This is a genomic window from Shimia gijangensis (assembly GCF_900142085.1).
Taxonomy (GTDB): domain Bacteria; phylum Pseudomonadota; class Alphaproteobacteria; order Rhodobacterales; family Rhodobacteraceae; genus Shimia; species Shimia gijangensis.
Genome location: NZ_FQZQ01000012.1, coordinates 1 through 22,151, shown reverse-complemented (window position 1 = coordinate 22,151; position 22,151 = coordinate 1). Strand labels below are relative to the sequence as shown.

Here is a 22,151-nt window from a genome sequence, read left to right as displayed (position 1 = left end):
TCTCGTGTTTGCTCAAAGGACCAGAGCATGAGGAGACCACGATGAGTGATACATCAGGACGCAGACGGCGCGGTGGCGGGCGCGCAGGCAATGCAACCCGGCGTGGCTCTTTGGGGGTGATTGAGCAAATGCCCTGGCGGGTTCCGGTCAATCAGGACAAACCGGTTGAACCTCTGACCGAAGACGGCGTGCAGGCGATCCATGAAGGCGCCATGCGTATCCTTGAAGAGATTGGCATTGAGTTCTACAACGACGAAGCGCGCGGAATTTTGCAGGAAGCCGGTTGTACAGTGCGCGGTGACAATGTGCGCATGGGACGTGATTTTGTCATGGAGATGGTGGCCAAGGCGCCATCCAGCTGGACGCTCACGCCGCGCAACCCAGATCGTAAGATCACCGTTGGGGACAATCACATGCTGTTTGGCAATGTGTCGTCGCCTCCAAATTATTGGGACATGCGTCTTGGTCGAAAAGTGCCCGGCACCCGCGAGATGTGCGCCAACCTGTTCAAACTGTCTCAGTATTTCAACTGTATCCATTTTGTCGGTGGATATCCGGTTGAACCCCAAGACATCCACGCCAGCGTGCGCCATCTGGATGTGATGTATGATAAGCTCACGCTCACAGACAAAGTGGCGCATACTTATTCGTTGGGGGCCGAGCGGGTCGAGGACACGATGGAGATGGTGCGTATCTCTGGTGGCTGGAGCGAAGAAGAGTTTCAGGCCAGCCCAAAGCTTTATACCAATATCAATTCCACGTCGCCGCTTAAACATGATGAGCCGATGATGGACGGCTGGATGCGCATGGCGCGGCGAAATCAAGGGTTGGTGGTAACACCCTTTACGTTGGCAGGGGCGATGGCACCTGTGACCATGTCCGGGGCTGTGGCGCAGTCTTTGGCTGAGGGGTTGTGCGCGGTGGCTCTGGCGCAATACATCCGCCCCGGCGCGGCCTGTGCGATTGGTACGTTCACCTCGAACGTCGACATGAAATCCGGCGCGCCAGCCTTTGGAACACCGGAATATATGCGCGCGACACAGATGACCGGACAGATGGCCCGGTTCTACGGTCTACCGATGCGCGCCAGCGGAGTGTGTGCCGCCAATGTTCCCGATGGTCAGGCCATGTGGGAGACTTCAAACAGTCTTTGGTCGGCCGTGCAGTCAGGGGCCCACATGATCTATCATGCAGCCGGTTGGCTTGAAGGTGGGCTGATTGCGTCACCTGAAAAATTCATCATGGACTGTGAAGTTCTGCAAATGATCCAGCGCTATATGGAGCCCGAATTATGGGCAACCGGACCAGATGAGATCGCTCTTGAGGCGATCCGGGATGTTGGCAATGAAGGCCACTTTTTTGGCATTCAGCACACCCAGGACCGATATGCCACGGCCTTTTACCAGCCGTTTGTTTCCGATTGGCGCAATTACGAAGCTTGGGAAGAAGCCGGGAGTGTATGGACGCCCGAACGGGCCCATCACATTTTCGAACGGATCATTGAAAGTTTTGAAGCTCCTCCATTGGACGAGGCAATTCGCGAAGAGCTGGAAGCTTTTGTTGCAAGGCGCAAAGAAGAGGGCGGTGCCCCTACCGATTTCTAGGAAGCATGGATCAGGTGTGCCAGCCCGCGCCTTGCGCGGGCCATGCCCAACCCCGTAAAAAGCCATTGGCATTGCCAATGGCTTTTCTTCGCGGGCGGGAGCACATGCGTTGGGTGCTTTGGTGTTCTTCCGACAGGTTGCAAGACAGTTCCGCGGCCAGGTAACTTCGCGTATTGTCAGGAATTCCAGACTACCCGTGGCCTCAAAACAGGCTTAAACTGGCACCAAGGCGCTGTGTGGCGCAATGGCGTTTGGCGTGGGTTCTTAAATCGCGGTAATTTGACGGGAGGCCGACATGACCTCAAATGACACCAAAATGGCAGTGGACCGGGGCAGTATGGCGCTGATCGGTGGCGTGGCCGGGCTTGCGGCCTGGATTCTGGTCGATGTGATCCCGGACGTGATCAGCAACCCACACGTGTTGGTGGTTCTGTCAGCCGCAATTGCAGGGTATTTTGTTGTGCTATTGGCGATCAATGGTCCGGTACCGTTGGGCAAAGCGGCTCTGGGGGCTGCGGTTCTGGCGGTTCCTGCGGCGTTGTTGTTGGGCTGGGCCAGCCTGCGATTTGAAACCTCTGAGGGCTTGTTTAATACAGGATTTTCCCTTCTGGCCTGGTGTCTTATTTTGGCTCTGGGTACGCCGTTTCTGGCGGTTTGGTCGTGGGATCGCCACTATTGGAACAGTTATTTGGACCTGTTTGATGTCTCGTGGTCCATTGTTGTACGCTACGCTGCAGCCTGGCTTTTTGTCGGAGTGTTCTGGGCCGCATTGTTCTTGTCGGATGCGTTACTGTCACTGGTATCAATCACCATCATTGACGATCTGATAGATCACGAACCGGTGCCTCAGGTGCTGACCGGTGCCGTTCTTGGGTTGGCGCTGCGCGTGGTCTACGAAATGCGCGAGTACCTCTCACCTTATTTGCTGCTACGGCTTTTGCGTCTGTTGTTGCCAGTATTTCTGGTTGTCGTCGTCATTTTCGTCCTGGCATTGCCATTTAGCGATCCGGCCAAGCTGTTCGGCAACCTGTCACCGGCAGCAACCCTTATGTCTGTCGCGCTGGGCGGAATTGGCCTGATCAGTGTGGCATTGGATAAATCTGATGCAGATGCAACGCGTGCCGGTTGGATGCAGCTTGTGGTGAAAGCGATGGCTTTGCTTTTGCCAGTTCTGGCCGCACTGGCCTGTTACGGAGTCTGGCTCCGGGTTGTGCAATATGGCTGGACACCGGATCGGCTGGCGGCTGCGGTCGCGGCTGGCATCGTTTCGGTCTATGCGCTGTTGTACTTTCTGGCTGTGCTGGCTGGCACAGACTGGATGAGCCGTATTCGGGCGAGCAATCTGTGGGTTGCGGGCATCGTTCTGGGGCTTTGCGTATTGTGGCTGTCACCTATCCTCAACCCCGAAGCAATATCTGCACGCAGCCAGGCATCGCGTTACCTGTCGGGCAAAACCGTTGCCGACCATGTGGCCGCATGGGAGCTGACACATGAATGGGGTAAAGCCGGGCGCAGCAGTGTTGATCAGTTGAACGCTCTGCCGGATGCTGATCACGCTGAGCTACAGCGCATTTTGGATCTCGCAGAGCGCGAGGATTCACGCCATGCCTTTGAGCAACGCCTCAGCGGCGGACGGGATTCCAAGATTACGCAAATTCTAAACAGTCTTCGGGTCCTGCCCGAAGAGACCGTTTTAGACCCCGAAGCTCTCCGCCGGTTGCCCAAGTATCGGTTGGATGAATGGCATGAGGCATGTTCTGCCTCCGAAATTCAAAAGTGCATTCTGATTTTGGCTGACTTTAATGCCAGTCCCGGTCAGGAAGGTGTGCTGTTTTTACCTGAGCAAAATGACACTTACGAAGCGATTGCTGTACGTCTGCAAGACGACATTCTAATCGCAGGTAAGTATTTGCGGGATATGCGTGGCGGGCAGAACATCAAAGTGTCCAATGCAAATGTTCAGCGTTTGCTTGACGGTGACTATCGTATCGCGCCCAGCAGTCGAAATTCACTTTGGATTGGCGGCTTGGAAATACATCCTGAAAATTGATCATGTTGGGGCTTTGTTAAGCCTCTGCCGGTCATAGTGTTCCAAAATCAGGGAAGTACTATGCACGGGCTGATCAACAGGGCGATACAATGCTTCATTCGCGACAGCTATGGGCGCGAGCGATGGATCGAGGTGACGCATCTCGCGGATCTCGGGTTCACCGACTTTGAGGTGATGTTGCACTATGATGATGCCGTGACCGAAGCTGTTCTCAAAGCTGCTGCACGTACGCTTGGCGTCTCTCGTGAAACTGTTCTGGAAGACCTGGGCACATATCTTGTGTCTCACCCCAACGTCGAAGCCTTGCGGCGGCTGCTGCGGTTTGGTGGGGTAAGCTTTGTGGAATTCCTGCATTCTCTGGATGAACTGCCTGACCGGGCCAGGTTGGCCGTCGATGACCTGATTTTGCCGCAAATGGAACTGCATGAATTCGGCGTTAACAATTTTAGCCTGACATGCCACTCGCCGCACAAAGGATTTGGCCATGTCATGATGGGCGTGTTGCGCACATTGGCGGATGACTATGGCGCGCTGGTGTTTCTTGAACACCTTGGTGGCAAACCCGGTATTGAAGTGATCGAAATCACCCTGATTGAAACCGCATTTTCCGCAGGGCGCAGTTTCGAACTGGGGGCAAGGGCCGGATAATTATGGACGTGTTTGACGATATTTGTGGTGTGATGGATGTAATCTGTCCGATGCATGTCATGTTGAACAGCAATGGCGACATCATCCACGCCGGACCCACACTCGCAAAACTGTGGCAGGGCGAGGGATATCAGAACACACGATTTCTGGAAATGTTCGAGGTACTGCGCCCCAAAGCTGTCACTGACATGCCCAGTTTGCTTGCGACCACCGGGCACAAATTGCATGTCCGCAAAAGGACCGACCCCAAAACAACTTTAAAAGGTGTGTTGATGCCTTCCTCGGTGTCCGGAGGGGCAGTCGTAAACCTGTCGTTCGGCATTTCTATCATGGATGGGGTGCGCGACTATGCGCTAACCAGTACAGATTTTGCAGCAACAGATCTAACCATCGAAATGCTCTATCTGATTGAGGCGAAGTCTGCGGCAATGGAGGCTTCACGCAAATTGAATTTGCGGTTGCAGGGGGCCATGATTGCCGCTGAAGAACAGGCCTTTACCGACACACTCACGGGGCTCAAAAACCGTCGCGCGGTTGATTTCATTTTACCTCGCCTGATCGAAAAGGGGACCGGCTTTGCCTTGATGCAGATGGATCTGGATTACTTTAAAGCGGTGAATGACACCCACGGACATGCGGCGGGGGACCATGTGTTGCAGCATGTAGCTAGGATCATGGTAGAAGAAACACGGGACGAAGACTGCGTCGCCCGGGTTGGCGGGGATGAATTTGTGCTGATCTTTGATGGGTTTACCAACCGCGGCGCTCTGGCCGATCTGGCGCGCCGACTGATCCAGCGTATCGAAGTGCCTGTCCCGTTTGAGGCAATCGTCTGCAATATTTCCAGCTCAATTGGCATCGCGCTATCACGCAATTTCCCATTGCTTGATGACGCAGGCTTGATGGCTGCGGCTGATGCGGCACTTTATGCTTCGAAACGAGGTGGACGGGCACAGTTCCAGTTTGCTTCGGATCTGGAGAACATTGCCGCCAGCATAACGTCTTCCACCGAAACGCTTTCTGAATTGAGCGAGGATATCTCTTCCAGACATGGCAGGTCAGGTCCCTTGTCGTAAAGTTTGCGCCGAATTCAACTGATGTGCCTTATCGATCTCACAATGCCACACGCCTGCCTCACACCCGCGTGACCCTGATGTCACATGACTTGTCTTGTGCGCTGAACCGCCCCAATTTTGGCAGGGACATCAGGAGTGCACACTATGAGCATCGAACGCATAACTTTTTCTGGCCACGATGGTCATACTCTATCCGCGCGCTTGGATATGCCAGCCGGACCGCATCTTGCAACGGCTCTGTTTGCGCATTGTTTCACCTGTTCAAAAGACATCCCCGCCGCGCGTCGTATCGCGGCCCGACTGGCGGCACAGGGTATTGCAGTTCTTCGATTTGATTTCACAGGGCTGGGTCATTCCGAGGGCGAATTTTCCAACACATCTTTTGCTTCGAATCTGAGTGATCTCAAAGCGGCCGCGGCCTATCTCGAAACACGCGGTTTTCCGCCAGATTTGTTGATTGGTCACAGCCTTGGAGGGGCCGCAGTATTGAGAGCTGCAACCGACATGACCTCTGTCAGGGCAGTCGCCACGATTGGTGCGCCGTTCGATCCGGCGCATGTCACGCATAATTTTGGCGATGTCGTTGACCAAGTCTGCAAAGAGGGCGAGGCCCGGGTGGATTTGGGCGGACGCCCGTTTACCATCAAACGGCAATTTCTGGATGATATTTCAACCCATAATCTGACCTCGGCGGTGGCGGGTCTTGGCAAAGCTTTGCTGGTTTTGCACGCTCCGCGTGATGAGATTGTGAGCATCGACAATGCTGCCGACATTTTCAGGACTGCCAAACACCCCAAAAGCTTTGTCACACTAGACGATGCCAATCACTTGGTCTCGCGGGCTGAAGATGCCGAATATGCCGCCGATGTTATTTCGGCCTGGGCGGCGCGCTATTTGAGCCTCACACCACCTGCACCGCCACCCGGCGTGCCAGAAGGTATCACCCGCGTATCCGAAGCCGACCCGGCAGGTTTTATGCAGGATGTGGTTTCGGGGCCAAGCCATCATGCGTTGGCGGACGAGCCGCTGGCCTATGGCGGCACCAATCGGGGCATGTCGCCCTATGGATTTGTTGCTTCCGGGTTAGGGGCCTGCACGTCGATGACCATTCGGATGTATGCCCGCCGCAAAGGCTGGCCGTTGGAGCACGTTCGTGTGGATGTCAGCCATGCCAAAGTTCATGCTCAGGACGCGGAAACCTCAAAGAATGAAAAGATTGATGCCTTTCACCGAGAGATCGTCCTAGTCGGCAATCTCAGTGCGGATCAACGCGGACGGTTGCTGGAAATTGCCGACAAATGCCCTGTGCATCGCACTTTAGAACGCTCCAGCGAAATTGAAACCACTTTGTCAGACAGTTGACGCAATTGGCAGCACATTGCCCTGAGAATTGACCTGGTTTATCTTCAGGGCCCGGCTGACTGGTTCGCGAGCACGCTGATTGTGCTGGAAAGAATGTACTTTGTTGTACATATTGTATCCCTTACTGTGCGGACCATTCGGCACCTCTGAGGGCACAACATGACAAAGAAAAATGTGCGCGGGCCACAACGCACCTCTCGTGACGATTGGGTCACGGCGGCGCTGGATACATTGATTTCTGACGGTGTCGACTCAGTTAAGGTGTCGTCGCTTTCTGCCAAGCTCGATTGCGCGCGTTCAAGTTTCTATTGGTACTTTGAAAACCGAACAGATTTGTTGGACGCGCTTTTGGATCACTGGCAACGCACAAATACTGAAGCGATCGTGACGATGGCAGGGCGCCCTGCTAAAACCATCAATCTGGCTCTGACAAATGTGTTCTCATGTTGGGTCAAAAAGGGCTATTTCAATACGCAATTGGACTTCGCGGTCAGGGATTGGGCGCGTCGTGATGGGTCTGTCCGACGCGCATTAGATATCTCCGACGATGCGCGAATTCTGGCGCTTAAGGGGATGTTTCTACGCTATGGCTATGTCGAATCTGAGGCCGCGACCCGCGCCAAAATCGTCTATTTCACCCAGATTGGATATGAGGCTCTGGATACGCGGGACAGTGATCTGGTACGGGCCAAAACAGGCGATGACTATCTGTTTTGTCTGACTGGGGTGCGCCCGACCACAGAGGAGTCCACTGCCATTGTTGGTCTCACCGGCTACAGTTTGAATGATTTGATGGATTAATGTTCACGATATTGTGGTGTCATCTGTTTTTGGCTTTAATGTACAGTGCTGTACAAAAAAATGGACAGAATCGGAACCCAAGCCTAGGCTCTTTTGAAAAGTGGTGAAGGAGACGGCGATGAAAACATCTTACCGAGCGGTTGTTATCGGAGGCGGCATTGTCGGGGTGTCGGTTTTGTATCACCTCACCAAACTTGGTTGGACGGATGTGGCGTTGATCGAACGAGCCGAGCTAACAGCCGGTTCCACATGGCATGCGGCTGCCGGGTTTCATGCTCTGAACGGTGATCCTAGTGTCGCGGCGCTTCAGGATTACACCATCAACCTTTACAAAGAGATAGAAGCCGAAAGCGGACAGGACGTTGGGCTGCATATGACGGGTGGTGTGAATTTTGCCACCAACCAAAGCCGTTGGGAACAATTGAAGGCGGCCGCTGCAACGTTCAAAGCGATTGGTGTTGAGACCGCACGCCTCGTGGATCGTCGGGAAATTGAAGAAATGACGGGTGGCGTGATCCGGACCGAGGACATTCTGGGCGGGCTTTATGACACCAATGAAGGTTATTTAGATCCTAATGGGGCCACCTATGCCTTTGCCGGCGCGGCAAAGCAACGGGGTGCAGATGTGATCCTGCGCAACCGGGTGGTGGAATTGAAACAGCGTGCTGACGGAACCTGGGATGTCGTCACGGAGCAAGGCACAATTCATACCCAACACGTGGTCAACGCAGGTGGCCTATGGGCCAAGCAATGCGGCCGTATGGCCGGTGTGGATTTGCCGGTAACTCCGATGGAGCACCATTATCTGGTGACCGACACTGTGCCCAGTATCACGGCGATGTCCCATGAGTTTCCTGTGACCGCCGACCTTGATGGTTTTACCTATGCCCGCCAAGAGGCCAAGGGCCTTTTGTTGGGGGTGTACTAACGCAATCCCAAACACTGGAACATGGAAGGCGCGCCATGGGACTATGGGATGGAGCTGATCCCTGAGGATGTGGATCGTATTGGCGATGAATTGTCGATTGGCTTTAAACGCTACCCAGAGTTGGCCGATGTCGGAATCAAGCGTTGGGTGAATGGCGCTTTTACCTTTGCGCCGGACGGCAATCCGCTGGTGGGCCCGGTTGGGCCGCGAGGGTACTGGGTGGCTTGCGGTGTCATGGCCGGATTCAGTCAGGGTGGTGGTGTTGGAAAATCTCTGGCGGAATGGATGGTACATGGTGCGGCGCAGGCTGACATCTTTGGCATGGATGTGGCACGCTTTGGTTTGCACCAGTCAAACAAGGAATACATTCGCCAGACCACCGGTCAGTTTTATGCACGCCGCTTTGTGGTGACCTATCCTAATGAACAGCTCCCGGCGGGGCGGCATGTGAAACTTTCTGGGGCCTATCAGGATATGGATGCTGCCGGGGCACGCTGGGGCAATGTCTGGGGACTTGAGGTGCCGCTTTACTTTGCTGATAAGACTTTCGAAGAACCGGGCACATTGCGTCGGCCAGAATCCTTTCCGATCATTGCCGAAGAATGTGCAGCCGTTGAACATGCTGCGGGTCTTTTGGATATCAGCGGGTTTTCCAGATTCCGGATATCAGGGGTAGGGGCCAAGGCATGGCTGGACAAATTGCTCGCGTGTAATCTGCCAGAGCCGGGCAAGGTCAAGCTGGCCCCCATGCTGGCGGAAGATGGTCGCCTTAAGGGAGACCTTACTTGTTTCAACTGGGGGGATGGCAGCTATTGGTTGATGGGATCGTTTTATCTTCGTGAATTTCATATGCGTTGGTTCCGAGATCATATGGGGGCGGATGTTCAGATTGAGGACATCTCGGACGTGATGAATGGATTTTCGATCAGCGGGCCTAATGCGCGGAAAATACTTAAGAAAATCAGTGACACTGACATTGATGATCTAAAAATGATGCAGTGCATGACTGCTGATTTAGGCTTGCATCGGGTGCGGTTGGCGCGGCTCTCACTGTCTGGTGATATGGCCTATGAGATCAGCTGTGTGGCGAATGAACATGCGTCTTTACGCAAATTATTGCTGCAAGCCGGGGCTGATCTTGGCCTAAGGGAAATTGGGTTCATGGCAATGCTGTCGATGCGGCTTGAGAAAAGCATTGGCATCTGGAACGCTGAGTTTACTCAAGGTTACACACCGGCGATGACCGGCCTGGATCGCTGGATTGCGTGGGACAAGGGCGACTTTGTCGGCAAGGCGGCTGCGCAGGCGGCTGCGCGCCCTGACAGAGTTCTGACAATGCTGGAAGTTACGGCCACCAACGCAGACTGCGCGGGGTATGAGCCTGTGTGGAAGGGGAGGGAAATCGTCGGCATCACCACCTCCGGCGGCTATGGCCATCGTCTGGGCAAAAGCTATGCGCTGGCGCTGGTCAATCGCGATTTGGCCGCTCTGGGGCATGATTTGGCGGTGGATGTCATGGGTGAAAGGCGCGGTGCGAAAACCATTGCCATGTCGCCGTACGATCCCAGAGGCACCCGGATGAAGGCCTAAGAAGAAAAAATGAGCAATACGATGGACAGTGTTTTCAAAGATGACCGAAAGGCGACGTATCTAAACGCAGAAGGTGCGGACAAGCCCCTGATCAGCCCCATTTCTGATAAGGTTTTGAACTGCGCGCGCCGTTATCGTTTGAACCGGTTCCGCGACCAGATGGCAAAGCACGACGTGGCGGCGCTTTTGCTCTATGATCCGATCAATATCCGCTATGCTCTGGACAGCTCCAATATGATGGTCTGGACCGCGCATAATCCGATCCGCTATGCGATGATATTGGCCGATGGTCCAGCAATCCTATGGGAATTCAAAGGGTGTAGCCACTTGAACGAAGGTTTGCCTGGGATCGACGAACTGCGAGAATCGACAGCTTGGATGTTCATGACCCGTGGCGACAAATCGGGACGGGCGGTTCAGGATTGGGCGGATGAGATTGCCGATCTGGTCAAGGAATATGGTGGTGGCAACCGCCGCATTGCCATCGACAAACTGGATGGGCCCGGTGTTTTTGCGCTTCAGGATCGCGGGTTGCAGTATGTTGAAGGCACCGAGTTGACCGAAGTGGCACGTTCCATCAAGTCACCCGAAGAGATTGACCTGATGCGCTGGACGATCCGGGTGTGCGAGGCGGGAATGGCACGTATTTACGAGCATTCCCTGCCGGGTGTCACGGAACGTGAACTTTGGGGGCATCTGCATTTTGAAAATGCGCGCTCAGGCGGGGAATGGCTTGAGACCAAACTGCTGACCTGTGGACCTCGGACCAACCCTTGGTATCAGGAATGTTCGGACAGGCCCTGTCAGATTGGCGAGATGATAAGTTTTGATACCGATATGATCGGGCCGTATGGCTATTGCGCTGACCTGTCTCGCAGCTGGACTTGTGGGTATACGGCCATGACCAATACCCAGAACCGACTGTATCAGGCCGCCGTGGATCAGGTGCAGCACAATCTGGAATTGGTGCAGCCGGGCATGAGTTTTGCTGAGTTTAACGCCAAAAGCTGGAAAATCCCTGAGGCATACGAGCCCTATCGCTATTCCCTTGCCCTACACGGCGTTGGAATGGCTGATGAGTGGCCCGTGGTGCCGTTGCATCCGGATTTTGACGTCACGGCCATGTCTGGAGAAATCGAAGAAGGCATGGTAATCTGCGTTGAAAGCCTGATCGGTGAAAAAGGCAGCGAGTGCATCAAACTAGAGACGCAAGTCTTGGTGACCAGTAGCGGAAATGAACGACTAGACCGGTTTCCGCTTTTCTAAAGCACTCTGGATACCCCGTTGAGCCAAGGTGGTTGGCTTCTCCCATTTGAAGCTCCGAGCGGTGTAAGATTCGACTAAACCTGACCTTGGGCCAAATTGTCCAGAAGGCCCGCTCTACCAAAGAAATAATCTTGGTTTCTTCGTTAAGAATGCTGCCACCGTTTGATGTCCCAATTCACAGGTGCAGCCGACCATTAATGCGCATCTTCAATTGAACCAGACAGTTTTTGGCGCAGCCAATTTGCCCTCTCAAGTTGTTTGTTCACCACGGAAAGCTTGCCAGCAAGTCTTTCCTTCTTAGAGGTTTTCTGCGCCTCCTCCAGTTCAGCTGTCAGCAATTCCTTTTTTGCCTGCAGCTTTCTCTCGACTTTCGCCAGGTCACTGGGCTTAATTTTCTTCGCCTTGCCCTGGCTTAGCCGCTCAAGATATTTGTCAAGTTTCTGAATGGATTTCTCAAGTCCCAAGGTTCTTTACCCCCGCCATCAAAATTGAACCGGCCACACGCCAAAGCGCGCATCGCGGGTCGTTGAAAAAAGATAGATTTCGCATTTTGTCATCGCCCGGCATTTATGCCCGCCATGTCTGACACATCTTCGTCATCCAGCGCCAGAATGCTCTCGATTTCCGCCGTCGCACTGGCGGATTCGACATACAAAGAGCGGGCAGCCGACAGAAGATCGCGCATTGCCTCATACGCATAGCCCGAGTCATTCAGGAATGATGTCGCGATATAAGCGTCGATCTTTTGGTCACGGATTAAGGTTTCAATGTTAGCGTTGGTGTTCTTTGCATCCTGTTCAACCTGCACGCGCTCTTGATCCAGCCAGAGGCTTGATCTGTCCTCGGCCTCTGCCATGTCCAGTTTGCGAATTTCCACCAGGATCCGGGCAAGTTCCGTGCGCAACTCGTTATACAAATCCGAAATTGAGCCCTGCGGTTGCTCGGTAAAATGGGTCGCGTTTCGCCGCAAATGCTTAACGGCTTTGACGGCTTTGACGATCCGCCCCGCGGCATCCCGCATGGTGTAGATATCATTCATGATATCTTCGGGCATATCCTTTGAGCCGACCCTGGTTGCGAAATCAACAATGGCAGAATAGAGCGTCTTGATCCGAGCTTCATACTTTTGGTCGATATCAAACTCGACAGGTGCAAGACTGGCTTCGACGGATGCCGCAATGTCCTTGCTTTCAAACACCTCGTGTCGATGCAAATTCAGACCATGCATGATCAGTTCCACGGCATTGTCATACAGATGCCTGACCTCTTTATACATCGCCACTTTGACCGTCTGAGGGAACTCATCCACGGCTTCCGACAGGTATTTGGCCTGACTGAGGTCTTCTGCAGGTTCCGCAATCATACGAATGAGAAACGCGATGAGCCGATTGAACATGGGCAGCATCAATACGACCCCCAGCACATTGAAAATCGTATGGAACACGGCAAGTTTCAAAGCATAGTCGTCGTCAGCAATGCCGACGAAGGAGCTGATAAAATCAACGGCCTCTCTAAGGGGGCTGATCAACGCCAAAGCAACGCCCGCAGTCACCAGATTAAAAATCAGATGCGCCAGCGCCAGCCTTTTGCCCTGAAAATTGGCCGTTAACGCCCCGATGATTGCTGTGATCGTTGTGCCAATGTTGGCACCAATGGCCAGCGCCAGGGCATTTTCATAGGATATCTGGCTCGCGGCCAACGCCGTGATGATCAGGACCATCGTGGCATGGCTGGATTGCATGACGACGGTCGCAGCAGTGCCGACAAGCGTGTAAACCACCAGCCCCAAAATCCCTGTCATGGCAAAGCGTGTCAGGTCGAACTGGTCCTTAAAGGCCTCAAAGCCTTCTTTCATGTGGTGGATTCCCAAAAACAAAAAGCCGAGACCCGCGAGCACAAAACCCGCACCCCGCCAGTATTTGTTTTTCTGAAAAACCATAACGATGGCAACGGCCAGCATAGGAAGCGCATAGGCCGAGATTTTGACCTTGAGCCCGAACCCCGCCACAAGCCAGGCACCGGTTGTTGTCCCGATATTGGCGCCAAAGATGATCCCGACACCCGCCACGAGTGAGATTAGTCCTGCGGACAAAAAGGATATGGTAATGACCGAAACAAGAGAGCTGGATTGCATGACGGTTGTGGTCACGATGCCAAAACCCAGCGCCTTTGGAACGGATCCTGTTGCCTTTTCAAGCGCGGCCTCAAGAAAGCCGCCACTGAACAGCTTGAACCCGTCCTCAAGCATCAACATGCCAAAAAGGAAAATGGCGACGCCTGCGGATATTTCCTGAAAGTCCGGGCTGATGGACAGCCCGAACACCAAGAGCAACAATATGACGGGAAAAAGAAGCCTTTTCAACATGTTACGGCCCATCTACAACATCATGCCCCGCAGCACGAAGTAGAACAATGCTGCGAGAAAAGCTGAAACAGGAACCGTAATAATCCAGGCTGATACGATCTTGAGCAGCGAGGATCTTTTAACCAGTTGCCGCTTTAATGCCTTTTGCAATTCCTTGCGTTCGACAGCATCAATGACAGCTTCACTTCCCATTTTCTTGAGGTCATTCAGAATGCGAAGTTTGTCTTCAGATGGCGCGTTCTGAAAGCCCATGAGGACTTCTTCAACTTTTGAAAAGTCTTTGTCGTCCTTGTGCTGAACCAAGACATCCTCAACGACCTTTCCAACCCGCTGCTCCATAAACTCGCGCAGAAATCCAACGCCAAACACGGCACCCAAGGCGACATGTGTAGAGCTGATCGGCATGCCAAGCTGGCTGGCAATAATCACTGTGATCGCCGCGGCCAAGGCAATACAAAACGCCCGTGACCGATCCAGTTCAGTGATCTCGGAACCGACGGTTCGAATGAGCTTGGGACCAAAAAGAGCCAGGCCAATCGAAATCCCGAGAGCCCCGATAACCATCACCCAAAGAGGTATTGCCACTTTCGAGCTGCCGCCCTCACCAGCGGTCAAAGCATCAACGATGCCAGCCAGCGGCCCAACTGCGTTGGCGACGTCGTTGGCGCCGTGCGCAAAACTCAAGAGAGCCGCAGAAATAATCAGAGGAATGGTGAACAGCTTGTTAACGCCGTTTCTGTTGTTTTCGAGTGACGGCGCGGCTTTGTTGATGATGGGTCGAACAATCACAATGACAACCAGTCCCGCAACAAGTCCAAGCAGCAGCGCATTGGTAAAATCAATTTTGACCAGCTTTTTAATGCCTTTCAGAACGATATACGTAGTGAAAGCCCAAGTCATAATGCCGATCATAAACGGCATGACCTTGCGCGCGGCATCAATTGGATCGGATTTGAAAAAGATCGTGCGCTTCAAAACATAGAGGAAAATGGCTGCGATAATTCCGCCTGTGACCGGAGACGCCACCCAACTCAGCGCAATTTTGCCCATTGAGTTCCAGTTCACGATGTCCCAGCCAGCGGCAGCGATACCGGCTCCCATCACACCGCCAACAATCGAGTGTGTCGTCGAAACCGGCGCACCAAGCCACGTTGCGGCGTTGAGCCATAAAGCGGCCCCAATCAAAGCACCCATCATGACCCAGACAAAGACATCGGGATCGTCCACATTGGCAGGGTCGATAATGCCCTTTTTAACGGTTGAAACGACATCTCCACCCGCAATGATGGCACCGCTCGCCTCAAAAATTGAGGCGATAATGATCGCCCCGGTAAGAGTGAGTGCATAGGAACCAACCGCAGGCCCCACATTGTTTGCAACATCGTTTGCGCCAATGTTCATCGCCATGTACGCGCCGATGACTGCAGCAGCAACCAGCAGGTAAAGATTTTCAACATGGGCAAATGACGCGCCCGTATAAATCATGACAGCAACGATAAACAAAATGGCCGAGCCCAAGCGTCCCACTTCGGTTCGGCTCAGATCTGCTGCACTCTCAATTTTCAGATAATCTTTAGCTTTCATCCGTTCCCTCCCAACGAACCCAGAAACCTGGGCAAACCAATCCGCTCCCCGACTTTTGTCGTGGCGAATGCTGAGGCGGAGTTTAAAGCCTTTCTGAAATTTTGACCCTGATGTGCATCAAAATCTAGTGAGGCGTCCGAAGGTAAGCCGATTGCGTTGGTCGCTGGCAGATGGACTCAATTAGACTATCAAAACAAACAGTAGACTATCAAAACAAAAGCCATTTAGTTTTTTCGCAACGAAGGTCTTCAAACTGTCTGTTCTGTGGGGAAGCAATGGGCTGAGGGCGCAGAAGAGCACAGTCTAAACGCAGCGCAGGCGTTTTCTTGTCAGCCTTTGCGGATTTGTTGTCGTGTAAGAAGGATCTTGGTGAGTTCGCGGGGGTTTTGGGCGGGTGCCGCGAGGAGAAACTCTGAGCCTCCCTCTTTAACCGCTTTGACTCTGCTGTCGAACATCATGTGTCTCAGGGAAATAGGAACTTAAACATTTTGAGAGTCACATTGGGATCGATTTACTTTCATCCGTTTGTCGCACGTTGGGTTCACTCCATCGATGTGTTTGAATGATCGGGAAAAGTTTCTTGTATCACTGTATCCCCGAGACAACGCGACTGGGTCTTAAATGAGATCGACCGACCATTTGTATCATGCTTCGCTTAGGTCGGCTTTGAGCAGAAATCCAACTTGGTTTGCTGGGGGCAAACTAATTCGGTAGTAGCCTTGACCTCAGATTTTTGATGATTTATCAGGTGAATCTGTTGAGTGGGCGTTGTGTAATGGTAAGACCTCAGCCTTCCAAACTGGTAATCTTGAACTCCATGACATCTCATTTCATATCATCTTATTATTTTCATTGACTTAATTTGGTTTTGGGATCTCACTAGGTATCAAGAGATTTTATCTGTTACCTACAAAAAGCCTGCAAAATGCCAAAGCTTACCGAGACCTTCGCAAAGAAACTTCCGTACTCCTTAAAAGGTACGCAGAAGCATTGGGACAACGAGGTTAAGGGCTTGGTGCTCTTCGTCGGTAAGCGGTCAAAGACTTGGTATTTCCAGAAGGACGTGGGCGGTCAGACCAAACGCATTCTAATTGGCCGGTATCCAACAATCTCTTCTCAGGCGGCTCGTCAGACGGCTATGGGCTTAGCGTTAGAGATGGGCCGTGGGGCTGGAAAAGTGGTTCAGATAGGGGCTCCCAGCCTTGAAGTCGCGATGGAAGTTTACTTAGCCCGTCCAAAACTTCGATCGGAGCGGTATAGATATGGCGTTCGAACCTACATGGAAAACCAGTTGAAAGATTGGCTGCGATTGCCATTGGACGAAATCACCAAGCCCATGGTGGTGCGCCGCCATCAGCAACTGGCCTCATACCCGTCAACGGCCAATCACGCGCTCCGTTATTTCCGGTCAATCTACAACCATTCGCGCCGAACGTACGATCTGCCAGAATGCCCGACGATGGCAATTGAGTGGTACCAAGAACAACCAGATGGCAGGATCATTGAAGACCTTGCCGCGTGGCGCCAGGCCGTAGAGGAAATGCACAATCCTATCCACAAAATATTCTATGAGATGCTTCTAATCACAGGCCTTCGTAAAACAGAGGCCCTGACACTCCAATGGTCGCATATCCGGGAAGATCGCATACACCTTCCCATGACAAAGAACGGCCGCAGCTTTGATTTGCCAATTCTCCAGTTGCATCACGAAACTTTGGCTCCTTTACGTTCTCTTGATTCAAAGTGGGTGTTTCCATCACCCAAGTCGGCGTCCGGCCACATTACTGGCCCTGAGAAGCTGAAGTGGAGCCCGCACGCGCACAGACGGACGTTTGCGACGGTCGCGATGGAGGCGGGTGTTCTGGAAGAGATCGTTGGGCGACTTCTGAACCACACACCCTTATCGATCACTGGCCAGCGCTATACGCGCCCATCTCTCGATGCATTACGACCAGCGATGGAAGCAGTCTGTGCCGAGCTCGTGAGACGGCAGTCGTCTTAGCATGATTGTTTGTTGCAGTTTTCTTGAGCAAAGTTTCGACCATTAGTGAGGTCAACTTAGCCGTCTCTGTAGGAACGATGCTCTGTTCCTTCAGCATTGCCCGTGCAACTCGAGACCCTGAAACCCGTCATGAACCCGAGTCCGCAGGGGTGAGAGAGAACTCTTTTGGAAGCCACTGATTCGGGCAAATAACCAAATACAGCATTCCTCATTATCGAGCTTTTGGCGTCCCACCTCGCTCGTCAGTGGCGCAAATTTGGTGTCAGATGGCAAAAAAAGTGCTGGGAACAACTGAAAACCAAAGACCTTCACTCGAAAGGTGAATAATCAACTTTAGCAACAAAAACAATAACTTGACTGGCTATTTGTGTGGTTGGTAAGCCTGTAGAGCAAGGTGTTGAAACGAAAGGAGCCATTGATGGCGGAGATCAAATTTCCGAATGAGTTTTGCTCGCAGCGGAGCGCTGAACTGTCACAAGACAACATGCGGCCTAAATCGGCGGCGAAGTATTTAGATGTGTCAGAACCGACGCTGGCGCGTTGGCGACAGCCACATAATCAGGATATCGGGCCGCCGTTCATTCGAGCTAAATCCGGTGGGTGCGTGATCTACCGCCGCAAGGATCTCGATGCGTGGCTTGAACAGCACCGTGTCGGCTCGCGCTGCAAGGAAGAAAAGCCCGCATCGTGAGGGTTTCGTGGAACATCAAAGTTAATAAATTTGGAGGAATCTATGTCTTTTAAACAAACGAACTACGCCGGGCGACTTCCCTATGGTCTTTGGATTGATCGCAAAGGTCGCACAGAACACATCTTTGACAGGGGGTATTGTGGACTGGCGAGCAGGCCCATTGATGAACCATGGAAGGTGACGGTTCATCCCAAGCGGCACTACATTGGTGGCGATTGCGAGGTTTACTTCTATTCTGACGCAACCAGCCCCAAAAGTTCTCCAGCGGCTCTGTCTCGAGCGGAGCGGGTGCTTGGAAAGTTTGTGTTGGGCCACGATGTCCGCGGGTACCTAAAAGACCAAGCCCGCAAGCCAAAGACCGATGGCAAGTACCTTCCGATGCGCTTACGCCCACGTGATCGCCGGATCGATGAAATCGCGGCCGACGACTCGTAGCACTGAAATCGTGAGCGCAATGGACCACTTGCTGAACTTTGCAAAAATGTACTCAGCAACGGACCGTAAACAAAACCCCATGATCAAAGGCGAGGTAATCTGTGATGGCGGTGGACGCTGGATGCCTGTGGTCTACAAGCTCGCTGAAGGGCAATTTCAGGCAGGGGTGATCCCTTTTGACCAAGGGCTCGGGGTCGTGATCGATGTTGTTTGGACCTGTGAAAAAATCGCAATTTCTGCCGCTCAAAAAATGGCCAAGATGGCCGCCTCATGACGCTCCTAAACTCAATCGATGTCGTTGAATTTCGGCCCCGGAAATTCATGACTTTGCCGCGATCTAACATGCCAGGTTTTGTTTAGCGCCAAGGGCCGCTTCGTGCTTGGTTACGCAATTTTGAAGAATACGAAAGCAAAGGAGAGCACTATGACTTTCAAACAAATTGGTTTTTTTGGTCGGAATGCAGACCACTCGCCTTTTAGTGAAGGAGAGGCTGACGCAGATGCAGAGATAATTCTCGACCGCCTTACTCAATCTTGGGAACTTGTTGTTCCCGAGATTGTCTCAGCGACGCGTGCCCAGCTTCTGAATGCAGGCACTGATTTTGGGCGCGTCGAAATGATAGCGAAGTGCGAGTACCACGTTCGTGCTGAAATTGCGGAAGCCGGTGACCTTGTTCACGCGATTGCCGCAAGGCTGGATTTCGACGCCCTGGATCAGAACGAACTTCGTCTTGTTGCATCGGGTCCCGGCGGGCAGCAGATTGCATTTTGCCGCTCATTGAAAGAAGTCAGTGCGGTCGCAAGCAATGATTGGGACTGGAGCTGACGAGCAGAGACGCTTCGGCCCACTAACGTCTAGTCACTTTAAACAACCAACCTAACTGTCGGATGTTTATGAAGGGGCCGACAGTTCCCATAGCGGCTCATTTAGCCTCAATCCCCGCAGATCCGATGTCGTTCGTGCGGTGCTTCATCGGCACCAGCTTCAATAGGCGTGCGCTACCGAATTTAAACCAAAGGAGATGATTATGAAAGACAATGCAGAAAGGCGCCAGTACGCGCCAATAGAAAAACTATTCCCCAGTCTCTTGATTGATTTTCATTGGGCCAGAGTCGTCGAACTCCAGGATCTTGGGCACGATGAGCGGACTGCCTGTTTAATGGCGATGCTGGAGATTGAGCATCGCAAGGCACTTGCCTTGGAAATTGGCCCCCATCGCGCCTTCTTAGCGCGGTTGGTCCGTACTTCGGACCAGAACGCTTACTGGTGTTCGCTCAAATATGATGAGCCGCCGCACAACTTGGAAGAAATGCCGTTTCGCGGTTTTCGCTGACAGCTAATAGTCCATTTTTTTCGTTTCGGGTGTCGGGGACAAGAAAACTTTCCGTTTTCGGCACCCATCAGGAAAAGCCTCGTTTGGCGCCTAATCATAGGGTTTAAGGATGACAAATACTCCCATTAAGCAAAGTAATCGCAAGTCTAGAAACCTGGTCGCCGCTCTTAGTGCATCCAAAGCAGGCTGCCCTGTGTTTCCCTGCAATCCCAAAGACAAATCGCCATTTGTAAAATGGAAAACTGCGGCCACCACTGATCAGGAAGAAATTTTCAAGCTCTGGGACAAGTATCCTGGCGCCATGCCGGGTCTGGTAACCGGAGCAGCCAGTGGTTTCACTGTTGTCGATCTGGACGTGAAGAACGGAAAAAACGGTGTTAAGGAGTTTGAACGTCTGGGTTTGAATCAGAACGACGCTGGCGCCGCCGTCAAAACGGCTGGCGGCGGTCTCCACCTCTATTTTTTACATGCTGATGGCGTCAGGAATTCACAGGACAAAGTCGCCCCTGGAATCGACGTGCGAGGTGAGGGGGGTTACGTGATCGCTCCCGGAGCCGTTAGCAATACCGGAGAATATGAGCTTGTTTCCGGGGATCTGGGAATTGCTAAAATGGTGGACGTAGAGTTGCCTGAAGTGTTTCTCCCGCAGACCCAAACAGATCGCCTTAGCAATATGGCGCATGGCATCGAGGATCCTGAAAAAATTCGCCGAGCGTTGTCATTCATTCCAAATGACCAGAGCTATGACAGTTGGATGAGGGTGATAATGGCCTGCAAAGCTGGGTTTAGCGGATCCAGTGAGGGATTGACGATCGTTCAACAGTGGTGTGCGGATTACCCAGGCTATGACCCTGAAGAAGTAGCCAAGATGTGGAATTCCATTGAGGCCAGTAGGGAAGGGGGCATCACGGTCGCCAGCCTGTTCGCGGAAGCAAATGAACACGGTTGGAATGGCGACATAGACGACATGCTTGACGATGACCTCGAAGAAATCGATGGCGAGGATGATCCCACCAATGAGACGATTCACAGAAGAATCAAAGAGCTGAATGACCGTTACGCCTTAGTACGTATGGGCAGCAAAGTGGTGATCGCGGAGTTTAAGCGTTCAGGTGACATCGATTTCCTGGCAACGAACGCGTTTCGAGAACTGTATTCCAATCGAAAACACGGCAGAACGGCACTGGGATCGGCCTGGATCACGCATCCAAAGCGGCGGACCTACGAAGGTGGCTTGGTGTTCAAACCAGATGGAAATGTTCCGGCTGACACACTCAATCTATGGACTGGTTGGCGTATTCAACCGGACGCTGCGGCTGATTGCTCACTCATCATCGACCACATCTCTGACGTCGTTGCCGCTGGGAACAAGGAACACGCAGACTATATCTTTTCTTGGCTTGCCGATATTGTCCAAACCCCTGCGAAGAAGCCGGGAGTGGCCTTGGTGCTAAAGGGAAAGAAGGGCGTCGGTAAAGACACCCTCGCAGAAATCATGAAAATGATTATCGGCCGTCGTCATTGTGCGCATGTTCCTGCAACAGAGCGTCTGACTGGCAGATTTAACTCAGCCTTCGCCACGGCTATTCTGATCCATGTTGAGGAAGCGATCTGGGGCGGTCAGCGAGAATCCAAGGGTGTCGTGCAATCTTTGATAACGTCTCCGGAAATGCCGTTGGAAAGGAAGAACGTTGATACGGTTCAGGTCGATAGTTTCTGCAGACTTCTCTTTTCGACAAATGAATCCTGGGCGGTTCCTGCAACTGCTGATGAGCGGAGATATGCAGTATTTGAAGTATCGCCGTGCCATCGCAATGATCGCAAGTACTTTGGCGCCCTATACAGCCAAATTGAAAATGGTGGATTGAAGGGGTTTCTGGCGTTTTTAGAAAGCTGGGTAACGCCCTCGAACATAGAAATTCGCAACCCGCCTCAAACTAAAGGGTTGATGGAGCAGAAACTTTCTGGACTACGTGGGGTCGATCGCTGGTGGTATGAAGTTCTTTGCGAAGGTGAGGGGTCATTCAGTGACACCGACTTTGAGGAAACCTCATGGGAGAACGCATCCTTGGTCGTCCGAAGAGACGACCTTCGCAGGGTATACGAAAACTGGATGCAACAGCATCGTTTCCAAGGCGAGGCCTTGGGGCCAGCTGAGTTCGGTGAGGCTATCAAGAAACTGTGTTCGCGCGTCTCTCCGTTTCGACCCAGCGAGGATGGAAGGAGGCCATGGAAATACCGCTTCCCGATCCTTGAGGAATGCCGTTCGGATTTTCTTTCTGCCATGGGAGGCAGCGAGGAAGGGATTTCATGGGACAGCTAAAGCTACGCGCTTTTAACCTGATGCATACCCGGCCTCGCAAAAGTAGTTCCAGCATTCTTGCGGTGTGAACATGTCGCAGACTTCGGCCAATG

General features: G+C 52.7%; 19 protein-coding genes. 16 read left to right on the top strand and 3 right to left on the bottom strand.

Going from position 1 to position 22,151, the window contains the following annotated elements; translation table 11 throughout:
• The first annotated feature begins 41 nt into the window (after positions 1–41).
• From BUC32_RS11390 to BUC32_RS11355, 9 genes are all read left to right on the top strand, one after another.
• Entirely contained in the window at positions 42–1,604 is a 1,563-nt protein-coding gene (locus BUC32_RS11390; RefSeq protein WP_073252867.1) for a trimethylamine methyltransferase family protein, read from the top strand.
• Between the two features lie 295 nt (positions 1,605–1,899).
• On the top strand, positions 1,900–3,654 hold the full coding sequence (locus BUC32_RS11385) for a DUF4153 domain-containing protein (RefSeq protein ID WP_073252692.1): 1,755 nt from the start codon (positions 1,900–1,902) through the stop codon (positions 3,652–3,654).
• Positions 3,655–3,714: 60 nt separating this feature from the next.
• A complete protein-coding gene (locus BUC32_RS11380; RefSeq protein ID WP_073252691.1) occupies positions 3,715–4,302 on the top strand; it encodes a heme NO-binding domain-containing protein in 588 nt (195 codons plus the stop codon).
• A gap of 2 nt (positions 4,303–4,304) precedes the next feature.
• Positions 4,305–5,378 carry a GGDEF domain-containing protein gene (locus BUC32_RS11375; protein ID WP_073252690.1) on the top strand — a complete coding sequence of 358 codons (1,074 nt, stop codon included), beginning with the start codon at positions 4,305–4,307 and terminating at the stop codon, positions 5,376–5,378.
• Between the two features lie 144 nt (positions 5,379–5,522).
• Entirely contained in the window at positions 5,523–6,740 is a 1,218-nt protein-coding gene (locus BUC32_RS11370; protein WP_073252688.1) for a bifunctional alpha/beta hydrolase/OsmC family protein, read from the top strand.
• 159 nt (positions 6,741–6,899) lie between these two features.
• The gene (locus BUC32_RS11365) at positions 6,900–7,541 is read left to right on the top strand and encodes a TetR/AcrR family transcriptional regulator (protein WP_073252686.1); all 642 of its coding nucleotides are present in this window, start codon (positions 6,900–6,902) and stop codon (positions 7,539–7,541) included.
• A gap of 118 nt (positions 7,542–7,659) precedes the next feature.
• On the top strand, positions 7,660–8,469 hold the full coding sequence (locus tag BUC32_RS20950) for an NAD(P)/FAD-dependent oxidoreductase (protein ID WP_245815171.1): 810 nt from the start codon (positions 7,660–7,662) through the stop codon (positions 8,467–8,469).
• A gap of 21 nt (positions 8,470–8,490) precedes the next feature.
• Positions 8,491–10,059 (top strand): GcvT family protein, encoded by a 1,569-nt coding sequence (locus tag BUC32_RS11360; protein WP_245815170.1) that lies wholly within the window; start codon positions 8,491–8,493, stop codon positions 10,057–10,059.
• A 9-nt stretch (positions 10,060–10,068) separates the two neighbouring features.
• Positions 10,069–11,325, top strand: coding sequence for a M24 family metallopeptidase (locus BUC32_RS11355; RefSeq protein ID WP_073252684.1), 1,257 nt, complete (start codon positions 10,069–10,071; stop codon positions 11,323–11,325).
• A 194-nt stretch (positions 11,326–11,519) separates the two neighbouring features.
• Here the strand turns inward: BUC32_RS11355 and BUC32_RS11350 are convergent, their stop codons facing one another.
• The 3 genes from BUC32_RS11350 to BUC32_RS11340 form a co-directional block, all read right to left on the bottom strand.
• A complete protein-coding gene (locus tag BUC32_RS11350) occupies positions 11,520–11,789 on the bottom strand; it encodes a hypothetical protein (protein ID WP_073252683.1) in 270 nt (89 codons plus the stop codon).
• An 89-nt stretch (positions 11,790–11,878) separates the two neighbouring features.
• Positions 11,879–13,690 carry a Na/Pi cotransporter family protein gene (locus BUC32_RS11345; RefSeq protein ID WP_073252864.1) on the bottom strand — a complete coding sequence of 604 codons (1,812 nt, stop codon included), beginning with the start codon at positions 13,688–13,690 and terminating at the stop codon, positions 11,879–11,881.
• A 12-nt stretch (positions 13,691–13,702) separates the two neighbouring features.
• Positions 13,703–15,274, bottom strand: coding sequence for an inorganic phosphate transporter (locus BUC32_RS11340; RefSeq protein ID WP_073252681.1), 1,572 nt, complete (start codon positions 15,272–15,274; stop codon positions 13,703–13,705).
• A 925-nt stretch (positions 15,275–16,199) separates the two neighbouring features.
• Between BUC32_RS11340 and BUC32_RS11335 the strand changes: the two genes are divergently transcribed.
• From BUC32_RS11335 to BUC32_RS11305, 7 genes are all read left to right on the top strand, one after another.
• Positions 16,200–17,276 carry a tyrosine-type recombinase/integrase gene (locus BUC32_RS11335; protein WP_073252679.1) on the top strand — a complete coding sequence of 359 codons (1,077 nt, stop codon included), beginning with the start codon at positions 16,200–16,202 and terminating at the stop codon, positions 17,274–17,276.
• Between the two features lie 418 nt (positions 17,277–17,694).
• Complete coding sequence (locus tag BUC32_RS11330; protein WP_083599318.1) at positions 17,695–17,967, top strand: helix-turn-helix domain-containing protein; 273 nt, start codon at positions 17,695–17,697, stop codon at positions 17,965–17,967.
• Positions 17,968–18,009: 42 nt separating this feature from the next.
• Complete coding sequence (locus tag BUC32_RS11325) at positions 18,010–18,402, top strand: hypothetical protein (RefSeq protein ID WP_073252677.1); 393 nt, start codon at positions 18,010–18,012, stop codon at positions 18,400–18,402.
• A 10-nt stretch (positions 18,403–18,412) separates the two neighbouring features.
• The gene (locus BUC32_RS11320; protein ID WP_139280705.1) at positions 18,413–18,676 is read left to right on the top strand and encodes a hypothetical protein; all 264 of its coding nucleotides are present in this window, start codon (positions 18,413–18,415) and stop codon (positions 18,674–18,676) included.
• 102 nt (positions 18,677–18,778) lie between these two features.
• Positions 18,779–19,228: a hypothetical protein gene (locus BUC32_RS11315; RefSeq protein ID WP_139280704.1), complete on the top strand. Its 450-nt coding sequence runs from the start codon at positions 18,779–18,781 to the stop codon at positions 19,226–19,228.
• A 202-nt stretch (positions 19,229–19,430) separates the two neighbouring features.
• Positions 19,431–19,736, top strand: a complete 306-nt coding sequence (locus BUC32_RS11310; protein WP_139280703.1) for a hypothetical protein — start codon at positions 19,431–19,433, stop codon at positions 19,734–19,736.
• Positions 19,737–19,845: 109 nt separating this feature from the next.
• Positions 19,846–22,059 carry a bifunctional DNA primase/polymerase gene (locus BUC32_RS11305; RefSeq protein ID WP_073252670.1) on the top strand — a complete coding sequence of 738 codons (2,214 nt, stop codon included), beginning with the start codon at positions 19,846–19,848 and terminating at the stop codon, positions 22,057–22,059.
• Positions 22,060–22,151 lie beyond the last annotated feature (92 nt).